The organism is Streptomyces sp. NPDC086766 (assembly GCF_044746005.1).
Classification (GTDB): Bacteria; Actinomycetota; Actinomycetes; order Streptomycetales; family Streptomycetaceae; genus Streptomyces.
This window is the reverse complement of sequence record NZ_JBIVBI010000014.1, coordinates 180,574-205,657: the sequence shown is the minus strand read 5'-3', so window position 1 is coordinate 205,657 and position 25,084 is coordinate 180,574. Positions and strand designations below refer to the sequence as shown.

Here is a 25,084-nt window from a genome sequence, read left to right as displayed (position 1 = left end):
AATGGCGGCTGCAACAACCTGCCAAGGCGGGGTGTTTCTCAGGAGCCGGCCGGGCGCATTTCCTCGCGCAGCCGCAGCAATGCGTCGGCGAGGCCCGCCAGCGCGTCGAACATGGCGCCGCCGAGCGTGCGCGTGGGCGCCTCGGGCATCCGCGCGGCGGGCCCGGTCAGAGCGAGGGCCGCGGCGATCCGCCCGTCCCGGGTGCACACGGGCACGGCGTAGGAGACGCTGCCGGGCGGCACGGCGTCGGGCCCGTAGGCCCAGCCGCGGCGGCGTACGACGGTGAGCTGGGCGGCGGTGAACCGCGCGGACTGCAGGCCCTGGTACAGCTCGTCGGGTTCCGCCCAGGCGAGCAGCACCTGGGCGATCGGGCCGGCGGAGGCGGGCCGGATCGCGCCGACGGGCACCGCGCCGGGCCGGCCGGCCGGGTCCGCGGCGGCGGCGACGCAGATCTGCAGGCCGTCGCGGCGGCGGTAGAGCCGGGCGTCCAGGCCGGTGCGTGCCCGCAGTTCGGCGAGGACCGGTCCGGCGGCCCCGGCCAGCCGGTCGTGGTGCACGCCGATGGCGGCGGCGTCGAGCCGGGGGCCGAGCACCCAGCGCCCGTGCCGGTCGCGGGTGAGCAGCCCGAGCCGCTCCAGGGCGAGGGCGATGCGGTGCACGGTCGGCCGGGGCAGGCCGCTGAACGAGACGAGGTCGCCGAGGGTGGCCGGGCCGCCCTCCACGATGTCGAGCAGCGCCGCCGCCTTGTCGAGTACGCCCACCCCGCTGGTCTGCCCGGGCCGGGTCGCGGTGCTCACCACTGCGGTGCCAGCCGTGCGCGGATGTCCGCGACCAGAGCGGTGCGCTGGTCCACCAGGTAGAAGTGGCCGCCGGGCAGCACCCTCAGGTCGAAGCCGCGGGGTGCGAGGCCCGCCCAGGCGGCTACCTCGTCCGCCCGGATGTCCGGGTCGCTCGCGCCGACGTAGCCGGTCACCGGGCAGTCGAGCGGGAGACCGGGCCGGGCGGTGTAGCGGGCGACGGCGGTGAAGTCGGCGCGGATCGCGGGGAGCACCAGCTCGCGCAGGTCCGGGTCGGCGAGGAGCGCGGCGTCGGTGCCGCCCAGCCGGCCGACCTCGGCGATCAGCGCGCTGTCGTCGGCGAGTGCGGCGGTGCGCGGGGTCAGCAGGTGCGGCGGCTTGCGGCAGGAGACCATCAGCAGGGCCGGGGCGGTGTGGTGGCGTGCCTGGAGCCGCAGGGCGAGCTCGTATCCGATGGAGGCGCCCATACTGTGGCCGAAGACGGCCAGCGGGACGTCCAGGTAGGGCGACAGCTCGTCGGCGAGGGCGTCGGCGACGTCCTCGACCCGGGTGAAGGGCTCTTCGGCGATGCGTTCCTGCCGGCCGGGGTAGCGGACGGCGAGCACCTCCACGTCGTCGCCGAAGGCGTGCCCCCAGCTGTGGAAGAAGCCGGCCGAGCCGCCGGCGTGCGGGAGGCAGAGCAGGCGCAGCCGGGGCGGGGCGGGGCCGGCGTACCGGCGCAGCCAGATGCTTTTGGTGCCAAGTGCCATGGTGGGTGGTCTCCTGACGGCGTGGAAGTGGTCAGTCCAGGGCGCCCGGCCCGTCCAGCGACACGACCTCGGTGTCCGGGGAGATCCGGCGGACCAGCCCGGCCAGGGTGCGGCCGGGGCCGAGTTCGACGAGGCGGCGGCAGCCGAGGGGGCCGACGAGGGTGCGCACGCTCTGCTCCCAGAGCACCGGGGAGGTGAGCTGGCGGGTGCCGAGCGCGGGCCAGTCGCAGTCGCCGGCGTGGGCCCCGGCGTCCACGTTGGCCACGACCGGCAGGTGGGCGGGCGCGAAGGCGGTGTCCTTCAGGGCTGCGCGCAGGGCGTCGGCGGCGGGGGCCATGTACGGGCTGTGGAAGGCCCCGCCGACCTGGAGCCGGATCAGCTTGGCGCCGATGGAGGGCGCCTCGCCGGCGAGCCGGTCGATGCCCTCGACGGAGCCGGACACCACGGTCTGGCCGGGGGCGTTGACGTTGGCGACCCACACCTCGCAGCCGTCCGCCCGCATCCGCCCGGTCAGGGCGGTCACCTCCGCGAGCGGGGCGGCGACGAGGACGCCCATGGCGCCCTCCTTGGCCTCGGCGGCCCTGCGCATGGCCCGGCCCCGGGCGGCGACCAGCGCGGCCGCGGCGGGCACGGTGAGCGCCCCGGCGGCGACGAGGGCGGCGTACTCGCCCAGGCTGTGCCCGGCGCAGGCGACGGGCCGGCCGCCGAGCGCGTCCCGGCGCACCGCCTCGGCGTGGGCGATCACCGAGACGGTGAAGACGGCGAGCTGCGCCAGGTCGGTACGGCGCAGCCGGTCGCCGGGGGTGCGCAGCAGGAGTTCGGGGAGGTCCTCCCCGGTCACCTCGGAGATGTCCCGGGTGAGTTCCCAGGAGGGGGTGTCCCGCCAGGGTTCACCCATGGCCTCTTTCTGCGTTCCCTGACCGGGGAACAGCAGGGCAATCGGCATGCGACTCATGGTCCCGCCTTCCGCGCGAATTCACCGGGGAGGGGCGGGGACCCGTGCGGGTATGGAGGCGCACGGGTCCCCGCTCACCGGCGGCACAGGGAGCGGGGGATTCTCGGAAGCCGCCGGGGAAGGAATTCCGTCATGCCCCTCCCGGGGCGAATCCCTTTCCTCGGGCTCCATACAACTGCCGGTGCGCGGGGGCGGCAACAAGAGTTTCAGGAAGCTGCCAGTGCGCCGGTCACGGACGGCGGGAGGACGCCCCGCCGGGCGGTGCGGCGGGCGGCAGCAGGCCCAGTTCCGCGGCCCTGACTCCGGCTTGGAAGCGGGAGTTGGCGCCGAGCAGCGCCATGATCTCGGCGACGTGGCGCCGGTAGGTGCGGACGGACACGGCGAGGTCGCGGGCGGCCACCTCGTCGGTGACGCCGGCCCAGAGCGCGCCGAGGATCTGACGGGCCAGGGCGCCGCGGTCCCGGCTGCCGAAGACGATGCGCTCGCCCGCCGGAACGGCGTTGCGCCAGACGTTCTCGAACAGGGTGCGCAGGGTGTGCATCAGCTCCGGCGCCCGGATCACCGAGGCGCGGCGGCCCACGGCGGACTCGGCGACGACGAGGGCGACGGTTCCGTCGACCATGAGCGCCTGCAGGGGTGGCACCCGCGCGATGCGGATGGCCACGGGTCTCTCCAGGGCCAGTTGTTCGTGGACGAAGTCCTCGTCGACCAGGGCGGGGCTGGTCAGCAACCGGGCCGAGACCGACTCGGCGGCACGGTAGATCAGCTGGCGCTCGGTCAGTTCGCCGCGATCGGGTTCCTCCTCGGAGCCCGGCATCCGGGCGTGCACGATGTCGATGGTCCTTCTCGCCCCGGTGATGAACTCCTCCGCCAGGGCCAGCACTTCCCGGTAGCCGCCGTCGACCACGGTGATCTGCTGCTCCTGGAGGCTGCGGTCGCGGTGGATGGCCACCGTCGACTCGATCAGGTTCTGCACCTGCAGGAGCGCCTGCTCCAACTCGTCCTCAGGCCCGTTGGGCACCTCGTACTCCCCCGTTTCCCCGTTTTCTTGACCTTCTAGTTCTGTATGAGCCCCAGTTCCACCGCGCGGGCTCCGGCCTGGAAGCGTGAGGTGGCGCCGAGTTCGCGCATGATCTCCGCGACGTGGCGGCGGTAGGTGCGCAGGGACACGTCCAGTTCGCGGGCCGCCGCGTCGTCGGTCCGGCCGGCCCGCAGCCGTTCCAGGATCCGGCGGGTCAGCTCGCTGTGCAGCCGCGGGCTGAGGGCGAGGTGTTCGTCGAGCCGCCGGCAGCGGGACCAGGTGCCGGCGAAGAGCAGTTCCAGCGCGCGCACGGCGGCGGTGTCGGTGACCATGATCGCCGGAGAGCCGCCGTCGCCGGGAGCGGCCCGGACCAGGGCCCGGGCCCCGTCCACCACCACGGCGTCCCGCAACTCCCCCTCGGAGCAGCGGATCTCGAAGCGGGAGCCGGGGACCGCGCTGAGCCGGGCGAGGGAGCAGTCCGCGACCGCGGTCGCGCACAGCACCCGGACCACCGGGCCCGGTTCCCGCTCGGCCAGCAGTTCCTTCACCGTGTCGCTGAACTCGTCGGCCGAGGACAGGGCGATGCAGACCGAGTGACGCGCGTCGACCAGCAGCTGGGCGAGGGTCTCGCGGAGCGCCGTGACGCTGGTGTGCGTCCCGTCCGGGCCGCCGGAGGGCCGGTTCCGGTAGAGGGAGACGGTGGACTCGATGAGGGCCCGGGCCTGCAGCAGGGTCTCCTCGACATGCGCGGCATGGGCGCCCGGGGCGAGTTCCTCCGCGCCCTCCGCGCCTGATGAGTCGATGACAGCACCTGTCACTTGCTCCCCCTTGGTTTTCCCGGGACCTGCTCAAGTCCCCCGCACACCCCGTGCCGGCAGCCGACGGACCCCGTCGCCCCCGCACCAAGAACATGAGTCTTAAACTGTTCAATAGAAAAACTCTTCGGCGTGCGGCATCTATGGGTCGGCTCCGCTCCGACACTAGTTCGCTGGCTCAGAACCAGTCAACGAATCCCGCACCGGGGGAGATCACGAGAGGCCCTTATTCGCTGTCCCGCTTTTCCCGGCACGGGCGGCTTTTTTCCGGCCACTCTGACAGCAAGCTGCACACGGACTACAGAAGTTGACTTTCCGCTTCCGCTTCCGTCCCGGAGCCCGCCACCCCCTCGACGACGCATCGTACGTCTGTCCGGTTCCGGCCAAACACCGTTACCCACAACGAAGTTCGCCCACGGCCGAGCCTACGGTGACTGCGTGACCACAAGCCACGCGGGGGCCGCCCGGCACACAATCACGCCACTTCCGGACACCGCGGATTCGGATGTCGAACGGGGGCGACGCAGCGCCGGACGGTACAGCGGAAACGATCACCACCTCCGCGGAGAGACGGAACCGGTGAGCGCGGACCGAATGCGGTCGGCCAATGTTCGCCAGGAGTTCATCGCCCGCCCCACCCTCCGGGGAGGGGTCCCGCACCGGGTATTCCGGCAACCGCCCAGGGGAATTACGGGTGGCCGAGAATGCGGCCCCCGAACGGCACCCGCGGCGCCGGCCCACCGCATCTGAAGCGCCGGCCCGCCGCGTCCGAAGTCCCCCGCACGGCACCGAAGCCTCGCCGTACGGCATCCGAAATCCCGTCCAGCCGCATCCGAAGCCCCGCCGCACGGCACGCGAAGTCCCGCCGCACCATCCGAAGCACAGTCGCAGTCACGTCCCTTTCCGCATCCGCCGGCGCGCCCCGAAGACCCGGCGCACCTCGAAGCCCAGGAGACAGCCGACCGTGAACTCCCCCTCCCGCAGCGCGCGTTCCCTCGCCGACCTGCTCCTCGACGCCGCCGAGCGGCACCCGTCCTCCGGCGTCCGCCACTGTCTCGGCCCGGCCGACGCGGGCCACCTCGACCTGCCGTATCCGGGGCTCCTCGCCGAGGCGGCCCGGCTGCTCACCGGGCTGCGGGCCGAGGGGCTGCGTCCGGGCGACCGGGTCGTGCTGATCCTGGAACGCCCGCAGGAGTTCCTGCCCGCGTTCTGGGCGGCCGTGCTCGGCGGCTTCGTCCCCTGCCCCATGGCACCGCTGCGCGGGGACCGGGAGCGGTGGGGCGCCCAGCTGGCCCATGTGAACGAGCTGCTCGACGCGCCGCTGCTGGTCGTGACCGAGGCCCTGGCCGCCGAACTGCCGTCGGTGCGAGGCCTGTCGGTGGTGACCGTGGAGAGCCTCGACGGCGCGGACGAGACCCCCGCGGAGGCGTTCCACCGGGCCGACCCGGAGGACACCGCCCTGCTCGTGCTGACCTCGGGGTCCACGGGCCACTCCAAGGCGGTCGTCCTCAGTCACGCCAATCTGCTGGCCTCCATGACCGCCAAGAACGGCCACCACCGGCTGACCGCCGCGGACACCACGCTGAACTGGGTCTCCTTCGACCATGTGGCCGCCCTGCTGGAGTGCCATCTGCTCCCGCTGTCCACCGGCAGCCGCCAGCTCCACGTGGAGGCGCCCGTCGTGCTCGGCGACCCGCTGGAGTTCCTGCGGCTGATCTCCCGGCACGGCGTGACGATGACCTTCACCCCAAACTTCCTGCTCGGTCTGGTCAACGCGGCGGCCGGGCGGCTGCGGGAAACCGGCGAGCGGCTCGACCTGTCCCGGCTGCGCCACATCGTCAGCGGCGGCGAGGCCGTCGTGGTCGCCACCGGTGAGGCGTTCCTCGACCGCTTCGCGCCCCACGGGCTGGCCCGGGACGCGCTGTGGCCCGCCTTCGGGATGACGGAGACCTGCGCGGGCAGCGTGTACTCCCGCAAGGCCTTCCCCGAGGCCGACCGGGGCGCCGAGTTCGCCAACCTGGGCACACCGGTCGAGGGCCTGGACATCCGCGTCGCCGGCCCGGACGACCGTCCGCTGCCCGAGGGCGAGGTCGGCGAACTCCAGCTCCGGGGGCCCGTGATCACCCGCGGCTACCACAACAACGCGGCGGCCACCCGCGAGGCGTTCACCGCCGACGGCTGGTTCCGCAGCGGCGATCTGGGCCACCTCGACGGGGGGCGGCTGACCCTGGTCGGCCGCAGCAAGGACAGCATCATCGTCAATGGCGTCAACTACTTCAGCCATGACGTGGAGTCCGCCCTGGAACGGCTCGACGGGGTGGCCCGCTCCCATGTCGCGGCCTTCCCCCTCCGCCCGTCCGGCAGCGACACCGAGCAGCTCGTGATCGCGTTCGCCCCCGAGCCGGGAGTCACCCGCACCACCGCAACCGCCCCGGACGCCGAACCCGGCGCCGGCGCCGCCGACGACGCCGCGCTGCACCGGCTGATCACGGCGATCCGCAGCACGGTGGTGATGCACTGGGGCTTCCGTCCCGCGCTCGTGCTGCCGCTGCCCGCGGACGCCTTCCCCAAGACCAGCCTCGGCAAGATCCAGCGCGCGCTGATGCGGCAGCGCCTGGAGTCCGGCGCGTACGACTGCGAGCGCCGGGCCGCCGAGGAGCTGACCCTGCGGATGCTGGGCGGCCACACGGCCCCCGAGGGCGAGACCGAGCGGGTGCTCGCCGGCATCTACGCCGAACTGTTCGACGCCGACCCCGAAACCGTCAGCGCCACCGCCAACTTCTTCGACCTGGGCGGCACGTCGCTGGACATCCTGCGGCTGCGCGGCAGGGTCGCCGAGCGGCTCGGCGTGCGGGGCCTGGAGGTCGTCACGGTCCTGACCGCACCCACGGTCCGGGCCCTGGCCGCCCGGCTCGACGGGCACACCGCGCCCGGCGCCCGCCCGTACGACCCGCTGGTGCCGCTCCAGACCGGAGGCAACAAGACCCCGCTGTTCTGCGTGCACCCCGGGGTCGGCGAAGTCCTGGTCTTCGTCAACCTCGCCAAGTACTTCGTGGGAGACCGCCCGTTCTACGCGCTGCGTGCCCGCGGCTTCAACGAGGGCGAGAAGCCCTTCGCGACCTTCGAGCAGATGGTGGACTGCTACGCGGACGCCATCCAGCGGCAGCAGCCGCACGGGCCGTACGCGGTGGCGGGCTACTCGTACGGCGGCGCGGTCGCCTTCGAGATCGCCAAGGTGCTCCGGGCGCGCGGCGAGCGGGTCGACTTCGTCGGCAGCTTCAACCTGCCGCCGCACATCAAGTACCGCATGGAGGAACTGGACTTCGTCGAGACGGCCGCCAACCTGGCCTTCTTCCTCGCGCTGATCGACAAGAAGCAGAGCCTCGAACTCCCCGGCCTGCTGCGCGACCTCCCCCGCGAGGAGCAGATCGCCCGGCTGATCGCGCTGGCGCCTGCCACCCGGCTCGCCGAACTCGATCTGGACGCGGCCAAGTTCGCCGCCTGGGCCGAGCTCGCCGACGCGCTCACCGACCTCGGACGCGGCTACCGGCCCAGCGGCTCGGTGGGCTCGATGAGCGTCTTCTACGCGATCCCGCTGCGCGGCACGAAACAGGACTGGCTCGACCACGAACTGCGCCGCTGGGACGAGTTCACCACCGAGCCCAACCGCTACATCGAGGTGCCCGGCGAGCACTACACCCTGATGAGTCCCCGGCACGTGGCGGACTTCCAGGCGATCCTGCGCCGTGAGCTGGACCACCGGCTGGCCGAGGCGGACGCGCTCGCGAACCGGCGCGCCGACACCCGATGACCCCGCGGCCCGAGACCGCCGAACGCCACGGCGCCCCAGCACCGCACCACGCCGGCGAACCCCACGACGCCGCAGAGCGCGAGACCCCGGAGGACCGATGACCCCGCACGAACCGATCACGCCGCAGGCCCCGTCCGCACCGCGCGGCGCCAGAATCCTGATCACCGGCGGCACCGGTCAGGTCGCGAGACCGGTCGCGGAGGCGCTGGCCGAGCACAACGACGTGTGGTGCCTGGGCCGTTTCGGCGACCCGGCCGTCGAGCGCGCGCTCCAGGACAGGGGCGTCACCACCTGGCGGTGGGACATGGCCGACCCCTCGCCGGACGCGCTGAAGGGTGTGCCGGAGGACTTCACGCACGTGCTGCACTCGGCCGTCCGGCGCGGCGAGGACGGCGACTTCAACGCCACCGCGGAGACCAACGCGGTGGCCACCGGCCGTCTGATGAGCCACTGCCGCACCGCCGAGGCGTTCCTGTACGTCTCGACCGGCGCCCTGTACCGGCGGCAGACCCTGGACCACCGGTACACCGAGGACGACCCGGTCGACGGCGCCGTCGACTGGCTGCCCGCCTACCCGATGGGCAAGCTCGCCACCGAGGGAGCGGTGCGCGCCTTCGCCCAGGTGCTGGGCCTGCCCACCACCATCGCCCGCCTCAACATCGCCTACGGGCCAAGCGGTTACGGCGGCGTGCCGATGCTGTACTTCCGCCGGATGCTGGCCGGGGAGCCCATCGCCGTACCGCTGCGGGGGCAGAACTGGTGCTCGCCGCTCTACACCGACGACCTCGTCGACCAGGTACCCCGGCTGTGGCGGGCGGCCGCGGCCCCGGCGACGCTGGTGAACTGGGGCGGTGACGAGGCGGTCGGGGTCACCGACTGCGTCCGGCACATCGAGGCGCTCACCGGCGTGCGGGCCGACCTCGTGCCGAGCGCGGTCACCCGGGAGACCTACCAGTTCGACCCCACCCTCCGCCGCAGCCTCACCGGCCCCTGCCGCGTCGGCTGGCGGGACGGCATCGAGCGCACCCTGCGCGCCCTCCACCCGGCCCACCTCGGAGCCTGAGAAAGGACGACCGGCATGGCGACGAGCGACCTCAATCTGCAGTTGATCCAGCGCGCCTACCAGGCCTTCCACACCCGCGACGTGGGCGCGCTGCTGGACACCCTGGACCCGCAGGTCGAGTGGGTGCACCCGGACGGCATGGCCGAGTACGGCCTCGGCGGCACCAAGCGCGGCCACGCGGGAGTCAAGGAGTTCCTGGCCCACGTGCCCACCGTGCTCGGCGGAATGCGCCTGGAGCCGCAGGAGTTCGTGTCCGCCGGCGACCGGGTGGTGGTGTTCGGCGTCCGGGAGGTGACCTCGGTGCGCGGCGCCACGCAGACCCTGCCGTTCATCCACTCCTGGACGCTGCGCGACGGCGTGGCGGTGCGGATGGAGGACGTCTTCGACACGGTCCTGTTCCACCGCCTCATCGAACGCTGACCGGCGCCGCGGGCGGGCGCCGGGCCCGTGCCCCTGCTGATCGGCGGGAACCACCGCGTGGACGTCCTCGGCACCGGCCCCGTCCTCGACTGCTTCTTCCACGGCGGCACGCTCCCCGGCGGCACTCTCCCCGGCGCGTCGGGCACGGCCGTCCGGCTCGGCCCCGAGCACGACGGGCACGGCGGGTTCGACCTCGCCGACCTGCCCGGCACCCCACTCGCCGCGTCCCCGCCGACACTCACCGTCCTGCGTGCGGCCGCGCTGGACGGAACACCCGTGTGCCTGCGGGAGGGCACCGCGTGGTGAGCCGGGCGAGTCGCCCCGCCCCGACCGCCCCGGCCGGTGGGGCGGGGCGGCCGTCGGTCCGGGGGAACCCGGGCCGGCCGTTCGTACGGGTCGGCCGGAGCGGCCGGGGACCTACCGGCGGCGGGTGCCACGGGCGGCCCGGGCGGCCGTTCCTTCGGGCGGCCGGGGCGGTCGCTCGCCCGGGGCGAGCGGAGTGTCCGGCGGGGCGTCCGCGGACGCTACGAAAGCTGCGTCTGGACCTGGGACGAGATCAGCTCCAGGTGGTCCAGGTCCTGCAGGTCGAGCATCTGGAGGTAGATCCGCCGGGAGCCGGCCTCTGCGTAGCGGCCGATCTTGTCGACGACCTCGGCCGGGGAGCCGGCCAGACCGTTGGCCTTCAGCTCGTCGACCTCGCGGCCGATCGCGGCGGCCCGGCGGGCGACCTCCTGGTCGTCCCGGCCGACGCAGGCCACCAGGGCGTTGGAGTAGATCAGGGCGTCGGGCCCGCGGCCGGCCTGCTCGGCGGCGGCCCGCACCCGGCCGAACTGGCGCTCGCTGTCCTCGACGGAGGCGAACGGCATGTTGAACTCGTCGGCGTACCGGGCGGCGAGCCTCGGCGTGCGGGTCGGGCCGTGCCCGCCGATCAGCACCGGGATCCGGGCCTGCGCGGGCTTCGGCAGCGCGGGCGACCCGGTGAGGTCGTAGTGCGTCCCGTGGAAGTCGAAGGTCGTGCCGACCTCCGTGGCCCACAGGCCGGTGACGATGGCCAGCTGCTCCTCGAGGCGGGCGAACTTCTCCTTGGGGAAGGGGATGCCGTACGCCTTGTGCTCCTCCTCGAACCAGCCCGCGCCGAGGCCGAGTTCGACCCGGCCGCCGGACATCTGGTCGACCTGGGCGACCTGGACGGCGAGCACTCCGGGCAGCCGGAAGGTGGCGGCGGTCATCAGCGTGCCGAGCCGGATGCGCTTGGTCTCGCGGGCGAGTCCGGCCAGGGTGATCCAGGCGTCGGTGGGGCCGGGAAGGCCGTCCACGCTGCCCATGCGGAGGTAGTGGTCCGAACGGAAGAAGGCGTCGAACCCGAGGTCTTCCGTGGCCTTCGCCACGGCGAGCAGAGTGTCGTAGGAGGCCCCCTGCTGGGGCTCGGTGAAGATGCGAAGATCCATGTCTCCATCCTGCCCGACCGGGCTCCCGTTCCCGCGCTCGCCGGGCTCCCGTCCCGGCATCTAGCCCGGCTCCCGTTCCGGCAGCGCCTCCTCGCGGGCCGCCAGTTTCCGCAGCATCTCGCGGACCCGGTCCCGGGACTCGTCCGCCGCGTCGATCGCCTCCATGCACTGCCAGTACACGCCCTCGTCGGCCGCCGCGCTGGCTATGCCGACCAGGGATATGCCGACGTCGCCGAGCAGGCCGTCCAGGCACAGCAGAGCCTGGCGGGCGTCGTCCAGTTCGGTCAGCTGGGCCGCGCGCAGATCCCCGGGGTCGAGGTGCGGCACGTCCAGCACCCCGCAGCCCCGGCCCGCCAGTTCCGTCAGCCCCAGTGCCTCCCCGCGCAGTTCGGGCGGGCCCGAGACCGCGAGCCGGCTGCCTATCGCCTGTGCCAGGGCCTGCGCCTGCCACACCTCCGTCAGGATCGCGGAGGCGTCGCCGCTCCCCGCCAGGGCACGTCTGCTCGCCAGGATGAGCCGCACCGCTTCCATGCGCTGTCCCCGTCTCTCCCGACGTGCTCATCGCACGTCCGCCCGAACTCCCTTGTTCACTACCCAGAGTGAAGTGGTCTGGGGCGAAAAGCCAGAGGAAGGCGGAAATCTGCGGACAACAAATCGGTAGCGGACTGCTTGATGACTCCGGAGAGTGATAACGGAGTCCTCAATTCCCCTCAGGGTCGCCCGCCCTCGCGGGCCCGAGCCCCCGCGATGCCGCCCGGAGCGCCGGCGGCGCCCGGCGCCTCCGGGGAGCCAGGAGTCCCCGCTGCATCCGGAGTCCCCGCCGCATCCGGAGTTCCCGTGGCATCCGGAGTCCCCGCCGTGTCCGGAGGTCCCGCGGCATCCGGAGCCTCCGGAGCGCCCGTCGCCTCCGGCTCCCCCGGCACCGGGAACCTCCGCTCGTTCCGGTCGATCTTCGCGGCGAGCGCCGCCAACGGGTCGACGCCGAGCACCTCGCAGAGCTGGAGGAGATAGGCGAGGACGTCCGCCACCTCGTCGGTCACCCGGTGCGCGGTCTCCGGGTCGGCCATGACGCGGGCCGACTCCTCGGGCGTCAGCCACTGGAAGATCTCGACCAGTTCGGAGGCCTCCACGCTCAGCGCCGCGACCAGGTTCTTGGGGGTGTGGTACGGCTGCCAGCCGCGGGCGGCCGCGAACTCGGCCAGCCGGGCCTGCAACCCGGCCGCGTCCAGCGGCCGCTCGGAGTCCTTCGTCACGGCACCAGGTCTACCACCCTCGCCCCGGGCACCCCGTCGGCCCCCGACGCGTCGCTCACCGCGCCGGTGAGCCGGATGTGCCCACGTGCGCACATCTCCGCCGCCAGCCGCAGCAGCCCGGCCCGCTGCCGGGGGTCCAGTCCCCGGTCGAATCCGTCGGCGAGGACCGTGAGGGTCTGCAGGGCGGCGGGCACCTCGCCCGCCGGGTCGACCTCCAGCACGCCCGGCCCGGTCAGCAGCACCAGGGCAAGCGCCGCGTACCGCAACTCGCCGTCGCCCAGCCGCTCGAACCCGGTGCGCACCCCGTCCCCGCGGTCCAGCACCGCGCGGACCAGCCCGCCGTCCGCCGGCTCGGCGAGCACGTCCGCCACCGGCCCGGCGCAGCCCGCACGCACCGCCGCCACGAGCCGGGCGTGCCTCCGCCCGCATTCGGCGCGGGTGCGCCACAGCACGTCGGCGAGGTTGTCGCAGCCCCGCAGGAGCCGCCCGGCTCCGGCCGGCACCGGCTCACGCATCCGGGCGGGCGAAGGGTCGCAGGCGAACACCGACCGCAGGGCCACCACCGTCTGCTCGGCCGCGGCGATCACCTGCCGCTGCCCGTCGGTCTTCCCGGCCACCCGCAGCGGCAGCAGCGCGGTGCCGAGCCGGTCGTCGGGCAGCGGCGCGCGGGTCACCGGCGAGGAGCCCGCCGTGTGCCAGGCGGCCTGCACGGTGCGGCGCCCCGGGTCGCGCAGCGCGGTCTCCAGCAGGACCAGCCCCCCGCCGGTCAGCCGCTCGCCCACGACGCGCAGTTCCGGCTCGGCCTGGACGGCGACGTCCAGCCGGACCGGCCCCTCGGGGCCGTCCACCGTGCAGCCGATGCGGAAGCCGCGGCGGCGCTGGGCGTCGGGGCGGGCCCGTTCGGGCACGCAGGCGACCGGGTCGGGGAAGACCGCGCCGAGTTCGGCGCCGCCGCCGAGGCGGGCGAGTGCCTCGTACGCGGTGAGCGCGGTGGTCTTGCCGGACCCGCTGGGCCCGGCGAGCAGGGTGAGCGGCCCGAGCGGGAGGCGCGCGCCGCGGTGCCCGGCGAACGCGGAGAGCCGCAGTTCGACGACGCACGGGCGGTCCGGGCGCTCCCGGCGGGCCGGACGTTCCTCGGGGCCGTCGAAAGGCACGAGGGAAGCCGGGGAAGCCGCGGAAGCCGGAGAGGCCGGCTCCGCTCCCGGCGTCCGGGACGACGACGGGGCGGGGGCGGACGCGGGTGGCACGGTCATGTCCCGGACGGTAGGAGAGCCCGCGGAGGACGAACCGTTCCGCCCGGGGATCTTCCTACGATCGGGGGACGGATCGGGGGGCGTCCCCGCCGGGCCCCTCCGTCCTAGACGCCGGGGACCGCCGCGCCCTCCATGAGCCCGCTGACCTCGGTTCCGGGGGGCGTGAGCAGGAACACGTTGCGATCGACGCGGTGCATCCCGCTCGCCAGCCCGAAGACGACCCCGGTGCTGAAGTCCAGGACCCGCTTGGCGACCTCGGTCTCGGCGCCGGTGAGGTCGAGCAGCACCGGGACCCCCGCCATCAGCGTCTCGGCGACGTCGCGGGCGTCCGCGAACACATTGACCCGGAGGACGACGAAACGGCGGCGGGTCTCCGTCTCCGCGTCGGGCCGCACTCGGTGGTCCACCGCGGACGGCCAGGCGTCCCGGCCGCGCAGCGGAACGACCTGGGCGAGCCCCTCCCACTGCTCATCGGTGACGTCGTGGCTGTTCACCGGCTCCCCCCTGACCTGACTCGTACTCATCGCGTGCACCAGCCAATTCTTACGCCAAGTCACCCGTTCGGCCGAACAGCGACACGGTGCGCGACGAACTATCCTCCGCCTTCCACCGCCGCGCGCCCGGAACGACCCTGACGCCGCGTTGAAGCGGTTACGGCCCGAACATGGCTTCTTACCGGCCTCACACCGGACTTTTCATCTCCTGTCACGACCCGCTCACCGGCCGCGGTTAGCGTCCGGTGCCGTGCACGTGGCAGAGAAGCACCTGGTGGCGCCCGGCAGGCCGGCCCGGCCGGCGGCGTCCCCACCGGACAGTCCCGCCCAGTGGCACCGCGTCCTCACCCTGCTCGCCGACATCAGCCTGTTCATAGGCACCCGGGCCGTGTGGACGCAGGCCGCCTCGCACCGGCTGCCCGTCGCCGCGGTCATCTCGCTCTGCTACGCCTCGATCCTGGCGTGCGGGGTGCTCGCCCTGGTGGTGCGCCGGACGCGGTCGCTGGCCCGGCTGGACCTGTGCGTGCTGGCGACGGCGGTGGCGCTCGTCCTGTGCGCGTGGGCGATGAACCACGCGGGCGGCGACGAGGCGGTGCTCACCACCCAGGCCGCCCGGGAACTGACCGCCGGGCACCCGGTCTACGGCCGGCCGTGGCCCTGGCTATTCCACGCCCACCACATCGCCCTGACGCCGACGGTGCACGGCGGCTACGACTTCACGTACGGCTATCCCCCGCTGGCGATCTGGCTGACCGCTCCGCTGCTGTGGCTGGGGCACGGCGGCGCGCCCGCGACGGCGATGGGCACCGGGGCGCTCGTCACGGGCGCGGTCGTGCTGTGGCGGATGCTGCCGGTGCCGTGGCGGTCGGCGGCGACCATGGTGTGCCTCGGCTTCGGGTTCCTGCCGACCTACGGGCGGCAGGGTTACCCGGCGATCCTCGCCCTCGCCCTGCTCGTGCCGGTAGTGGTGCGCTGGCCCCGGATCGGGCGGGGCGGCCGGCTCGGCCCGGCGGGCCTGGCGCGGGCCGCCTGCCTGGGTGCGGCCTGCGCGGCACAGCAACTGCCGTGGTTCCTCACGCCGTTCCTGCTGGCCGGGATCTACGCGGTGCGCCGCGGGGAACTGGGCCCCCGGCGGGCCGGGCTGGTCGTACTGCGCGTCATCGCGGTCGCGGTCACCGTATGGCTGCTGGCCGACACCTACTTCGTGGTGCGCGAACCGGGCCCCTGGCTGTCGGGCGTCGCGCTGCCGCTGACGCAGGGCGCGGTGCTGCACGGGCAGGGCCTGGTGGACGTCTCGCTGTACCTCACCGACGGCAGCGACCGCCTGGACTGGTACGCGCACGCCAGCCTGCTGCTGGCCGCGGCCCTGCTGGCCCTCTTCGTGCTCTTCGTCCGGCGTCTGGGACCGGCGGCGACCGTCCTGCCCTGGTGCGCCTTCTTCGTGGCGACCCGGTCCCAGGACGGCTACTACCTGATGATGGCGCCGCTGTGGCTGGCGGCCGCGGTCACCGCGCCCCCCTCGGAGTTCGCCGGGGCCTGGCAGCCCCGGCCGGGCCCGCTGTCCGGCCGGCACCGTCGGCCGGCCCGGATCGCGGCGGCCGTCCTCCTGCTCCTGCCCGCGCTGGTGAGCGCGACCGTGGCCGCGACGGGCCGCCCGCCGCTGGCCATGCGGGTCACATCGGTGCGGAGGGCCTCCGCCGGGTACGTCACCGGGCTGGCCCTTCAGGTCACCAACACCGGCGACAGCGCCCTGGCCCCGCACTTCATGCTCACCACGGGCCAGGCGATGACCCGTTACTGGTCCCTCGCGCGCGGCCCGGCCGAGATCCCCGCGCACACCACCGCCCGTGTCGAACTGCGGGCTCCCGGCGGCCGGTACCCGGTCCCCCGCCCCGGCGCGCGCATCCGTCTGCGCGCCTTCACGGCCGTGCCCCAGACCCTGTCGAGCCAGGACATCCGGCTGACGGCGCGACAGCGGGGATGACCGTGCGCCGGGCGGACCCGCCCGGTCAGCGCAGCTCGGCGAGGGAGGTGGTGGTGCCGTCGTCGCTGCGCAGCCAGATGGTCCGCTGCGGGAAGGGGATGTCGATGCCGGCCGCGTCCAGGGCCTCCTTGACCCGGCGGCGCAGCTCGCGGGTGACCCCCCACTGCTTGAGCGGCACCGTCTTGACCGCGAGGCGCACCAGCACGCCGTCCGCGTCCAGGGACTGCACGCCCCACACCGAGGGGTCCTCCAGCAGCACACCCGCGAACGCCGGATCCTGCCGCATGGCGTGTCCGGTCTCCTCCAGGACCCGGTAGACCTCGTCCAGGTTCGCCTCGTAGGCCACGGCGACGTCGAGGACGGCCCGGGCCCACTCCTGGCTGTCGTTGCGGACCCGCTGGATCTCGCCGTTGCGGATGTGCCACAGGCCGCCGTTGAGGTCGCGGACGTGGGTCAGCCGCAGGCCGACGTGCTCGACCTCGCCCACGGCCTCACCGAGGTCGACGGAGTCGCCGACGCCGTACTGGTCCTCGATCATGATGAGCATGCCGGAGAGGTAGTCGGCGACGAGGTTCTGCGCGCCGAAGCCGATCGCGAGGCCGACCACACCGGCGCTGGCGAGCACCGGGCCCAGGGCGATGCCGATCTGGTCGAGCACCATGGCGACGCCGACCGCGAAGAGCACGATGGAGACGACGCTGCTGAGGACGGAGCCGATGGTGCGCGCGCGCTGCTGGCGCCGCTCGCCGGCCCGGCTGCTGTCGCGGTGCAGCACCGCGGGCCCCCGGCCCCTCCTGCGCCGTGCCTCCTGGGCACCCTCCTCGGCGGGTTGCAGGATGTGCTGGACGACCCGGGTGATCGCCCGCTTCGCCAGCATCCTGACCAGCGCGACGACGATGACGATCAGAGCGATCCGCAGCGGAATCCCGATCAGGGCAGCGGTGTGGTCGCTGATCCACCGCGGCATCGCGACGGCCGCGTTCGCGGCACCGGCCAGCTCAGGTAGGTGCGCCATAAACTCGTGTGCTCCGTTCCTGGAGGGGTGTTGCGCTGACGTCGTCCGCGCCTACCCACAACCACGTGCGGTCATGACACCGGCATCGCCCGCGATGTCCCCGGGATCGGGCGGCGAGGCGGCCGCGGCTCAGTCGCCCACCGCTGCCGGGGACAGGGGGCCGTGCGGTAAGACGCGGGTGGTGACCGAGTCCGGCACGTGGCGCGCGGACACCGGCCGGCCGGAAGTGCCCGGCCCGAGGGGGCGGGGGACGACTGACCACACGGACGGGGCCGTGAGCATGGCCGGCGTCGGCGGTCGCGCAGCGCGGCCGGGGGCGGCCGGTCGAGGAGATGCCGCGCGTGCGGGCCATGAGCCGCACGCGGGCACGGCCCCGGGGGTGCCGGCCGGGGTCAGCGGCGGACGGCGCGGACCACCGTGTCGAGGGCCACCGCGTCGCCGACCGGACGCCGGGCCACCTCGGCCACGACGAGCTCGGCGCACGGTTCCCACACCGCCCGCACCCGCTCGACGCTGGACAGCACCCGTGCGTCCCGCGGACCGCCGGTGCCGTGCTCCAGGTTGTCGGCGTCATGGCCGACCAGCAGGAGCGTGCCGCCCGGCCGCACGGCGCGGCAGGCGCTCGCCAGCACCCGGTCCATCTCCGGCGGAGGAAGATGCAGGTAGGAGATCAGGACCAGGTCGTAGGCGGCCTCCTCGGGCGTGTACCGGGTGACATCGGCCACCGCGGCCCGCACCGCCCCCTCGTACCTCCCGGCCGCTTCCTCGATCCGGCGCACCGCGACCGGGGAGAAGTCGAGCGCGTCGACCCGCCAGCCCCGGCTCGCCAGCCATGCGGCGTTGCGCCCCTCCCCCGCCGCAAGATCCAGCGCGCGCCCGGGGCGCAGTCCGGCGGTCTCCCGGGCCACCCACCGGTTCGGCTCGACCGACCACACGCGCTCCGCGGCCCGGTAGCGCTCGTCCCAGGCGTCCGCGTCCATGTCTCCTCCTCGCTCCTCCGGTCCACCACGTCCTTCCCGCCCGTGCGGCGGACCGGACCGGCCGACCCCTCTCCACGCTAAGGGAACGGCAAACCCGTGCCCCGGCAGGCTCCGGGGCGGCACGACGCCGCCCCGGAGCGGGCGGGTTCAGGCGGTCGCCGCCCAGGCGCCGTAGCCGCCGAGGACGTCGGAGACGTCCTCGAATCCGCGGTGGCGCAGCAGGCTGGCCGCGATGGAGGAGCGGTGGCCGCCCGCGCAGTGCAGGACGAGCGGGCGTCCGGTCTCGATCTCGCCGATCCGCGAGGGGAGTTCGCCGAGGGGGATGTGCAGGGCCTGGTCGATCTGCCCGTTGGCGCTGCGTTCGCCGCAGGAGCGCACGTCGATGACGAGCGGCGGGTTGTCCTCGCCCAGCGCCTCGCGCAGCTGGGCGGCCGTGAGGCGGCTGGCGGGGGTGACCTCCGCGCCCAGCCCGGCGAGGGCGTCGTCGGGGCCGCGCAGGTACCCGCCGACACGGTCGAACCCGATACGGGCCAGCCGGGTCACGATCTCCTCCTCCCGGTTCTCCGGGGCGACGACGAGGAGTTCGTCGGCCGGCGAGAGCACGGTGCCGGCCTGCTCGGCGAAGCGTCCGTCGGCGGGCACGTTGACGGCCCCGCGCAGGTGCCCGGCGCCGAACTCCTGCGGGTCACGGGCGTCGACCACGACCGCACCCCGGGCGCGGCGGGCGAGGAACTCCTCGACCGTCAGGGGCCTGGGGGCCACGGCCGGGTCGTACAGGGCCCGTTCGCGCCGATTGAGGTCGGCGTCGTAGGCGAAGTAGCCCGGCGCGGCCGACTGGCCGGCGGTGACCAGGGCCACGAACTCGTCGGAACTCATCGGCGAGCAGGCGTAGTTGGTGAGACGCTGCTGCCCGATGGTCGACTGCTTCTCGGACGACAGGTTCTTCCCGCACGCCGATCCCGCTCCGTGCGCGGGAAAGACCCGCACCTCGTCCGGGAGGCCCATCAGCTTGCGCTGCACGCTGTCGTACAGCATCGCCCCCAGTTCCTCGGCCGTCACACCGGAGGAGGCGAGCAGGTCCGGCCGGCCCACGTCGCCGATGAAGAGGGCGTCTCCCGTCAGCACACCGTAGGGAACGGCGTCGTCGGCCCGCTCGAACACCAGCACACTGATCGACTCCGGCGTGTGCCCCGGCGTCTCCATGATCTCCAGGGTCACGTCACCGAGGCTGACGCGCTCCCCTTCCGCGAGGTGCCGCACCGGGTACTCGGTCTCGGCGCGGCGCCCGTAGCCGATCCAGGCGCCGGTGCGGGCCGCCATCTCCAGGTGCCCCGCCACGAAGTCCGCGTGGAAGTGCGTGTTGACGACGCCGACGACGGTGAGGCCGCGGGCCTCGGCGTCGGCCAGGTACTCGGTGACGTCGCGTCGCGGATCCACCACCACGGCCTGGCCGGTCTTCTCGTCGGCGATCATGTACGACGCCTGGGACAGGCAGTCCAGGTAGTACTGGGCGAAGAACACAGAAACCTCCGTGAACACGGGCTGATCCGGCGATCGGCCGCCAGCCCCCGTCGAACTCCGTGCAGCTCCGGCGCGCCGCCGGCTCACCACACCCTCATATACCTAGGGGGGTATATAACCAGCACGGTAACCGCCCGGACGCGCGAGCGTCAAATACCCCCCTGGGTATCCCTGGGAGTGCGGTGGGGACCCGGCGGACGGTGACTGTCTGCTACAGGGCGATCACGGCCCGCACCAGAGTGCCCTCGTCGGAGGACCGCACGGTGCTGTCCACGGAGTACGCGTCGACCAGGGCGAGCCCGCGGCCGAACTCGGCGTCCATGTCGGCCTCCTCGCACCGGGGCGAGGGGCGCTCCCGCCATCGCCCGCGGTCGCGCACCGACACCGTCAGCGTGGCGTCGTCGCTCTGCAGCATCATCGTCAGGTCGGCGCTGCCGCTGTGCAGGACGACGTTGGTCGCCAGTTCGCTGACGATCACGGCGAGCGCCTCCTGCGCCGCGGCGGACAGCCCCCGGCCGCGCGCCACCGCCCGCGCCAGCCGGCGTAAACGGGACACGGCGTGCGGGGACGTCTGAAGGGCGGCCACCACCAGGACGCGCCCGGTACCGGGGGACACCCTCTCGCGGAGGCGCTCGGATCTCGGCGGCTCGTCCACACCGAGGGACGCCCCGCCGGGGCTCGGACACGTCACGTAGCTCACGCCGTACTCCTGCTGGGCAGCCGACCGCGTCAGGCGGCGGGCCCCGCCGGTCCCTGCGGACCGCGGGGCCTCACGGATTTCACCGTGCCCGCCGCCCCGAGCGCACGGCAATCAGGGCAGACTGAGTACGGATACGCAAACAACGAGGTTGTCTGTGCGAAGTCGGGGTGACGAACCATGCCGGAGGCCGCAAGAGCGGACGAAGCCGAGGCCGCACTGCTGCGACGGCTCGTTTCCGCCCTTGACCCGGACGGCGCCGGCCGGCCCGTGCTCCTCCTGGTCGAGGGGCCCGCGGGAACCGGCAAGAGCCGTCTGCTGCGCCGACTCGCCGCGGTCCGGGGCGAGTCCGTGCACCGGACGGCCCCCGACGGGCCGCTGCCCCGGCACGGCCCCCTGCTGCTCGTCGTCGAGGACGTGCACCGCGCGGCGGCCGCCGGGACCGCCGGACTGCGCGCGCTGCTCGCCGACCCGCCCGCCCACCTCGCGTGCGTCCTGAGCTACCGCCCCGAGGAACTCGCCGAACCGGGGCTGGTGCTGGGGCCCGACACCGAGTTCCCGGCCGAACTGACCGTGGTACGGCACGTTCTCGGGCCGCTCGACGTCACCGCGGTGCGCCGGATGGCCGAGGACGCGCTCGGCGCGGACCGTTGCCCGGCCGGTCTGGCCGAGGCCCTGCACCGCGCCGCCGGGGGTGTCGCGCAGACCGTGGCGGACCTGCTCGACCGGCTGGTCGCGGACTCCCCCGCCGACGGCCGGCCGCTCCCCGCGGACCCCGGCCGGCTGGACGCCCCTCCCCGCCTCGACGCCCTGGTTCTTCGGCGTATCGCCGCCGTGCCCGAGGAGCACCGGCGGATCGTCTTCGCCGCCGCCGTCCTGGACGAGCCCGCCACGGCACGCGACCTCGCCGTCGTCTCGGGCCTCACCGGCCGGGCGGGCCACGACGCCCTGGTCGCGGCCCTGCGGACCGCGGCGCTGGAAGAGCACGGGGACGGCCGGTACGGCTTCGCCTCACCGCTCGCCGCCTCCGCCGCCCGCCGCGCGGCGCCCGGTCCCGCCCGCGAGGCGCTGCACGGGCGGGCCGCGCGCCTGCTCGCCCGGCGCCAGCCCGTCCCCTGGGAGCGCGTGGCCGGACACCGCCGTGCCTGCGGCGACGAACGGGGCTGGCTGCACGCCGTCGAACGCGCCGCCCAGCAGTACGAGGACGCCGGCGAGCAGCAGCGTGCCGTGGGCCTTCTGGAGTCGGCGCTGGCGACCGCCCCGGTTCCCGAGCAGGCCCGTTCCCGGCTCGCCACGCTGCTGGCCCGCTGTGCCGTGGTGGGCCTGCGCTCCGACCAGACGCTGAAGGTCCTCCGGCACATCGTGGCCGACCCCAACCTCCCTCCGGCCGTGCGCGGTGAGATCCGGCTGGACCTCGGGCTCCTGCAGTGCAACCAGATGGGCCTCGTCATCGAGGGGCACGACGAACTCGTCCGCGCGGTAGACGAGTTGGCGGGCCGGCCGGTGCCGCTGGCCCGGGCCATGTCGGCGCTGGCGATGCCGTACGGGCCGGACGCGTCCTTCGCCGAGAACATCGTCTGGAGCAAACGTGCCGTGGCCGTCGCGGACGAGTCGAAGGACCCGGTGGTCCGGGCGGCCGTCGCCGCGAACCACGTGAGCGTCCTGCTCAACGGCGGGGACCCGGCCGCCTGGCAGCTCGTCGAGCGACTGCCCCGCGACAGCGACCTCGTCGGCTGCCGGCAGCAGACCGCCCGCGGCCTGTGCAACGCGGCGGACGCGGTGGTGTGGCTCGGCCACTACGAGAAGTCGCGCGCCCTGCTCGCCGAGGGCGTCGAACTGGCCGCGCGCAGCGGCGCCGTCTACGCCGAGCACACCGGCCGCGGCTGCGCCCTCGTCCTGGACTGGGCGACCGGCCGCTGGTCCGGCCTCGCCGACCGGTGCCGCGCGTTCGTCGACGAGGCCGGCGACATGCCCTACCTCGCCTCCGACGCCCGGATGGTCCTCGGCCTGCTCGCCCTGTCCCGCGGCGAATGGGCCGGCACGCTCACCCACTTGACCGGGCCCGAGGCGGCCGACCTCGACACCGGCCCGGTACCGATCTCGGCGACCGTGTCCGGTGCCCTGGTCAGACTCGCCCTGGCCCACGACGACATCGCCGGTGCGGCCGCCGAGGCGGCCGCCGCGTGGACACGGCTGCGCGCCAAGGGCCTGTGGGCCTGGGCCGCGGAACTCGCCCCCTGGGCGGTGGAAGCGACCCTGCGGGCCGGCGACGTCTCCACCGCGAGCGCGATGACCGACGAGTTCGCCGCCGGGCTGGAGGGCCGTGACGCGCCGTCGGCCGAGGCCGCGCTCGTCTGGACCCGCGGCGTCCTGGCCGAGCACACGGGGAGGACGGCCGAGGCTTCCACTTACTACGAGAGGAGCGCCGCCGCGTACCGGGCGCTGCCCCGGCCGTACCACGAGGCGCTCACCTCCGCGCTGGCCGCCCGCTGCGCCCTGGCCCTGGGAGACGACAGCGGCTCCGCCGTCGCCGCGCTCACCGACCGCGCCACGGTCTTCGACTCGCTCGGCGCCAGCTGGGACGCCGCCCGCACCCGCGCCGACCTGCGCCGTCACCAGCCCGCCGGGGAACGCCGCCCGCCCGGCCGCCCCCGGTACGGCGATGTCCTCTCGCCCCGGGAGGCGGAGGTCGCGGAACTCGCCGCCGCGGGCATGTCCAACCGGGAGATAGCCGGCACGCTGCACCTGTCGCCGCGCACCGTCGAGCAGCACGTCGCCCGGGCGCTCCAGAAGATCGGTGTGCACTCCCGGCAGCAGCTCGCCCACGCCCTGGAGGCGGCCGCTCGTTGATTGCGTATCCGTGAACTCCGGCCCCCGGATGGTCCGGGAGCCGCGCTCGCGGCAGTATCGGCCCCGGTTGCAGCGCCGGCCCCCCACCCCCCACGCGGTGCTGCAGCCCGCCGCCCACCCAGGGCCGGCGGCCGGGGGCGCGGCGCCCCCGGCCGCCGTCGAATCGGCCCCTCAGGAGGCGCCGGACCGGTCTCCTTCGGGGCGGCGCGCGGGGCCCGGCCCCGTCGCCGCTCGAGTCGTGGCCGTCGTGAACGGCAGGACGAGCCGGGAGGGGTGCGCGGCGTCGCGGTAGATCTTGTGGGTGACCGGGCGGCCCACCGGCAGGTGGAAGGCGTCCGGCGGCAGCAGCGCGTTGTGCGCGTCGGCCATCGGCTCGTCGTTCGACAACTCCGCCACCAGGCGGTGGCCCGGGCGGAAGGTGGCGGCGAACGGGTACAGCCGCAGCACGTACTCCTCGATCGTCCCGGGCTCCACCGGCACCGCGCGGGTGTGCGGGTGGTAGGGGTTGCCCTCGGTGGTGCGCTCCTCGTCCAGCTCCCGGTGGGAGGCCTTGAGGTAGCCGGTGGTGATGAGCTGTCGGCCGCCGCCGGGAGCCTCGTCCCACAGGCGGAGGATGAAGTTGGTGTCGTCCTGGTCGAGTTCGGCGAACAGGTGCGCCGCACCGGTGCCGATCAGCTCGGTGGGCTCCTCGAACGGCTCGGTGCTCCACTTCAGCACCTCCACCGTGTCGGTGACGGTGAGCGGTGCCTGGTAGAAGCCGTCGGGAGCGGCGTGTTCGGCGCCCATGAACTCGGGCTCGAACGAGAGCCTGTGCCGCGGGCGCAGGTAGAGCGACCGGTACACGGTCTCCTTCGGCGGCCACTGCGCCGCGGTGACCACCTCGCGCGAGCCCTCCACGAACACGCTCACGGCGGGCTCGTCCATGACGCCGTTGTCGATGCCCTTGAGCCAGTACTCGTACCAGCGGAACATCTTGTCGTGCTCCTCGATCCAGGGGCGCGACTGCATCGGCGGGTAGGAGCCGATGTCCAGCTTCTTCGGGCCCTTCAGAGCGTCGAACAGCTCGATGTGGCCGTCCAGCGTCCAGCCGCGGCCCTGGTCGATCTGCAGGTAGACCGGGATGTCGATGTTCCCGGCCAGTGTGATCGGGTTGCGCTCCTCGTACCAGTCGCCGTCGAGGGGGTTCATCACGATGTCGAACCAGAACTCGCGGTTCTTCGGGTACTTGAGCACGTGCACGAGGTTCGGCCAGGCCGCCACGTCCGGGTCCTGCAGCCGCTCGTTCACGAGCTTGTCCAGCTCCTCGGGCGCATACACCTCCCGCATACGGGACTTGACCTCGGTGTGCGCGATGCCGGAGTCGCCGCCGCGGCCCTCACGGGCGGCACGCGGCATGAACCACATGACGCCGCCGTGGTACGTGGTCTCGTAGAAGTCGAAGTGACCTCCGCTGACGAAGATCGCCTTGAGGTGCGGCGGACGCTCGGCGGCGGCGAGCACCTGCATGGAGCCGAAGTAGGAGATGCCGATCATGCCGACGTTGCCGTCGCACCACGGCTGCCCGGCGACCCACTCGATGAGGTCGTACAGGTCCTGCCCCTGGGGGACCCCGCCGGCGTTGTAGTTGCCGATCATGACGCCGCCGGAATCACCGGTGCCGCGCATGTCGCCGATGACGTGGACGTAGCCCTCACGGACGACGCGCGCGATGTCACCGGCCTCGATGCAGCCGTCCCACATCGGGCTGGGCCGGCGCTGCGGCGGCGTGGTGAGGGCGAGGGCCTGCAGTTCCTTGCCGTAGGCGCTCATCGCGATCAGGGCGGGCCGCGGGGTGTCGTCCACGCCGTGGTAGGCGTCCGCCGCGAGTTCCACGCCGTCCCGCATGGGTACCCGCAGGTCCTTGCGGACGGCGATGGTCTGCTCGCCGGCCAGGATCGTACGAAGGTCGGTCATGAGTG

At 73.9% G+C, this 25,084-nt stretch carries 20 protein-coding genes and 1 pseudogene; 6 read left to right on the top strand and 15 right to left on the bottom strand.

Translation table 11 applies throughout. From position 1 onward, the window contains the following. Positions 1-38: 38 nt before the first annotated feature. From ACIPM1_RS25100 to ACIPM1_RS25080, 5 genes are all read right to left on the bottom strand, one after another. Positions 39-797: an IclR family transcriptional regulator gene (locus tag ACIPM1_RS25100; RefSeq protein WP_402438325.1), complete on the bottom strand. Its 759-nt coding sequence runs from the start codon at positions 795-797 to the stop codon at positions 39-41. Then, positions 794-1,546 carry a thioesterase II family protein gene (locus tag ACIPM1_RS25095; RefSeq protein ID WP_402438322.1) on the bottom strand — a complete coding sequence of 251 codons (753 nt, stop codon included), beginning with the start codon at positions 1,544-1,546 and terminating at the stop codon, positions 794-796. Before ACIPM1_RS25095 ends, ACIPM1_RS25100 begins: the two co-directional genes overlap by 4 nt. Before the next feature lie 31 nt (positions 1,547-1,577). Continuing rightward, complete coding sequence (locus ACIPM1_RS25090) at positions 1,578-2,492, bottom strand: ACP S-malonyltransferase (protein WP_402438319.1); 915 nt, start codon at positions 2,490-2,492, stop codon at positions 1,578-1,580. A 238-nt stretch (positions 2,493-2,730) separates the two neighbouring features. Next, positions 2,731-3,522, bottom strand: a complete 792-nt coding sequence (locus ACIPM1_RS25085) for a LuxR family transcriptional regulator (protein WP_402438316.1) — start codon at positions 3,520-3,522, stop codon at positions 2,731-2,733. A 35-nt stretch (positions 3,523-3,557) separates the two neighbouring features. After that, positions 3,558-4,340: a DNA-binding response regulator gene (locus tag ACIPM1_RS25080; RefSeq protein ID WP_402438313.1), complete on the bottom strand. Its 783-nt coding sequence runs from the start codon at positions 4,338-4,340 to the stop codon at positions 3,558-3,560. Between the two features lie 961 nt (positions 4,341-5,301). Here ACIPM1_RS25080 and ACIPM1_RS25075 point away from each other — a divergent pair. The 4 genes from ACIPM1_RS25075 to ACIPM1_RS25060 all read left to right on the top strand — a co-directional run bounded on the left by ACIPM1_RS25075 (position 5,302) and on the right by ACIPM1_RS25060 (position 9,937). Further along, a complete protein-coding gene (locus tag ACIPM1_RS25075) occupies positions 5,302-8,148 on the top strand; it encodes an alpha/beta fold hydrolase (protein ID WP_402438310.1) in 2,847 nt (948 codons plus the stop codon). Positions 8,149-8,245: 97 nt separating this feature from the next. Further along, positions 8,246-9,211 carry an NAD-dependent epimerase/dehydratase family protein gene (locus tag ACIPM1_RS25070; RefSeq protein ID WP_402438308.1) on the top strand — a complete coding sequence of 322 codons (966 nt, stop codon included), beginning with the start codon at positions 8,246-8,248 and terminating at the stop codon, positions 9,209-9,211. Between the two features lie 15 nt (positions 9,212-9,226). Further along, positions 9,227-9,631, top strand: a complete 405-nt coding sequence (locus ACIPM1_RS25065; protein ID WP_402438305.1) for a nuclear transport factor 2 family protein — start codon at positions 9,227-9,229, stop codon at positions 9,629-9,631. 27 nt (positions 9,632-9,658) lie between these two features. Then, on the top strand, positions 9,659-9,937 hold the full coding sequence (locus ACIPM1_RS25060) for a hypothetical protein (protein WP_402438302.1): 279 nt from the start codon (positions 9,659-9,661) through the stop codon (positions 9,935-9,937). Positions 9,938-10,155: 218 nt separating this feature from the next. Here the strand turns inward: ACIPM1_RS25060 and ACIPM1_RS25055 are convergent, their stop codons facing one another. The 5 genes and pseudogenes from ACIPM1_RS25055 to ACIPM1_RS25035 form a co-directional block, all read right to left on the bottom strand. Continuing rightward, positions 10,156-11,079: an LLM class F420-dependent oxidoreductase gene (locus ACIPM1_RS25055; protein WP_402438299.1), complete on the bottom strand. Its 924-nt coding sequence runs from the start codon at positions 11,077-11,079 to the stop codon at positions 10,156-10,158. Positions 11,080-11,139: 60 nt separating this feature from the next. Beyond that, a complete protein-coding gene (locus ACIPM1_RS25050; protein WP_402438296.1) occupies positions 11,140-11,610 on the bottom strand; it encodes a DUF6099 family protein in 471 nt (156 codons plus the stop codon). Between the two features lie 386 nt (positions 11,611-11,996). After that, positions 11,997-12,332, bottom strand: a pseudogene (locus ACIPM1_RS25045) (nucleotide pyrophosphohydrolase); the annotation flags it as partial. After that, a complete protein-coding gene (locus ACIPM1_RS25040; protein WP_402438293.1) occupies positions 12,329-13,585 on the bottom strand; it encodes an AAA family ATPase in 1,257 nt (418 codons plus the stop codon). The pseudogene ACIPM1_RS25045 and the gene ACIPM1_RS25040, both read right to left, overlap by 4 nt. Before the next feature lie 104 nt (positions 13,586-13,689). Next, positions 13,690-14,109, bottom strand: a complete 420-nt coding sequence (locus ACIPM1_RS25035) for a cell division protein SepF (protein WP_356195646.1) — start codon at positions 14,107-14,109, stop codon at positions 13,690-13,692. Positions 14,110-14,335: 226 nt separating this feature from the next. Between ACIPM1_RS25035 and ACIPM1_RS25030 the strand changes: the two genes are divergently transcribed. After that, positions 14,336-16,063, top strand: coding sequence for a hypothetical protein (locus ACIPM1_RS25030; RefSeq protein ID WP_356195644.1), 1,728 nt, complete (start codon positions 14,336-14,338; stop codon positions 16,061-16,063). 25 nt (positions 16,064-16,088) lie between these two features. On the opposite strand, the gene ACIPM1_RS25025 is transcribed toward ACIPM1_RS25030, so the two are convergent. The 4 genes from ACIPM1_RS25025 to ACIPM1_RS25010 all read right to left on the bottom strand — a co-directional run bounded on the left by ACIPM1_RS25025 (position 16,089) and on the right by ACIPM1_RS25010 (position 20,165). After that, positions 16,089-17,078 carry a mechanosensitive ion channel family protein gene (locus ACIPM1_RS25025; protein ID WP_402438290.1) on the bottom strand — a complete coding sequence of 330 codons (990 nt, stop codon included), beginning with the start codon at positions 17,076-17,078 and terminating at the stop codon, positions 16,089-16,091. Positions 17,079-17,470: 392 nt separating this feature from the next. Beyond that, positions 17,471-18,058 carry a class I SAM-dependent methyltransferase gene (locus ACIPM1_RS25020; protein WP_402438287.1) on the bottom strand — a complete coding sequence of 196 codons (588 nt, stop codon included), beginning with the start codon at positions 18,056-18,058 and terminating at the stop codon, positions 17,471-17,473. Positions 18,059-18,205: 147 nt separating this feature from the next. Then, positions 18,206-19,579, bottom strand: coding sequence for a rhodanese-like domain-containing protein (locus ACIPM1_RS25015; RefSeq protein WP_402438284.1), 1,374 nt, complete (start codon positions 19,577-19,579; stop codon positions 18,206-18,208). Positions 19,580-19,790: 211 nt separating this feature from the next. Next, a complete protein-coding gene (locus ACIPM1_RS25010) occupies positions 19,791-20,165 on the bottom strand; it encodes an ATP-binding protein (RefSeq protein WP_402438393.1) in 375 nt (124 codons plus the stop codon). 291 nt (positions 20,166-20,456) lie between these two features. Between ACIPM1_RS25010 and ACIPM1_RS25005 the strand changes: the two genes are divergently transcribed. Then, entirely contained in the window at positions 20,457-23,126 is a 2,670-nt protein-coding gene (locus tag ACIPM1_RS25005) for a LuxR C-terminal-related transcriptional regulator (protein ID WP_402438281.1), read from the top strand. A 171-nt stretch (positions 23,127-23,297) separates the two neighbouring features. On the opposite strand, the gene ACIPM1_RS25000 is transcribed toward ACIPM1_RS25005, so the two are convergent. Continuing rightward, positions 23,298-25,079: a CocE/NonD family hydrolase gene (locus ACIPM1_RS25000; protein WP_402438279.1), complete on the bottom strand. Its 1,782-nt coding sequence runs from the start codon at positions 25,077-25,079 to the stop codon at positions 23,298-23,300. Positions 25,080-25,084 lie beyond the last annotated feature (5 nt).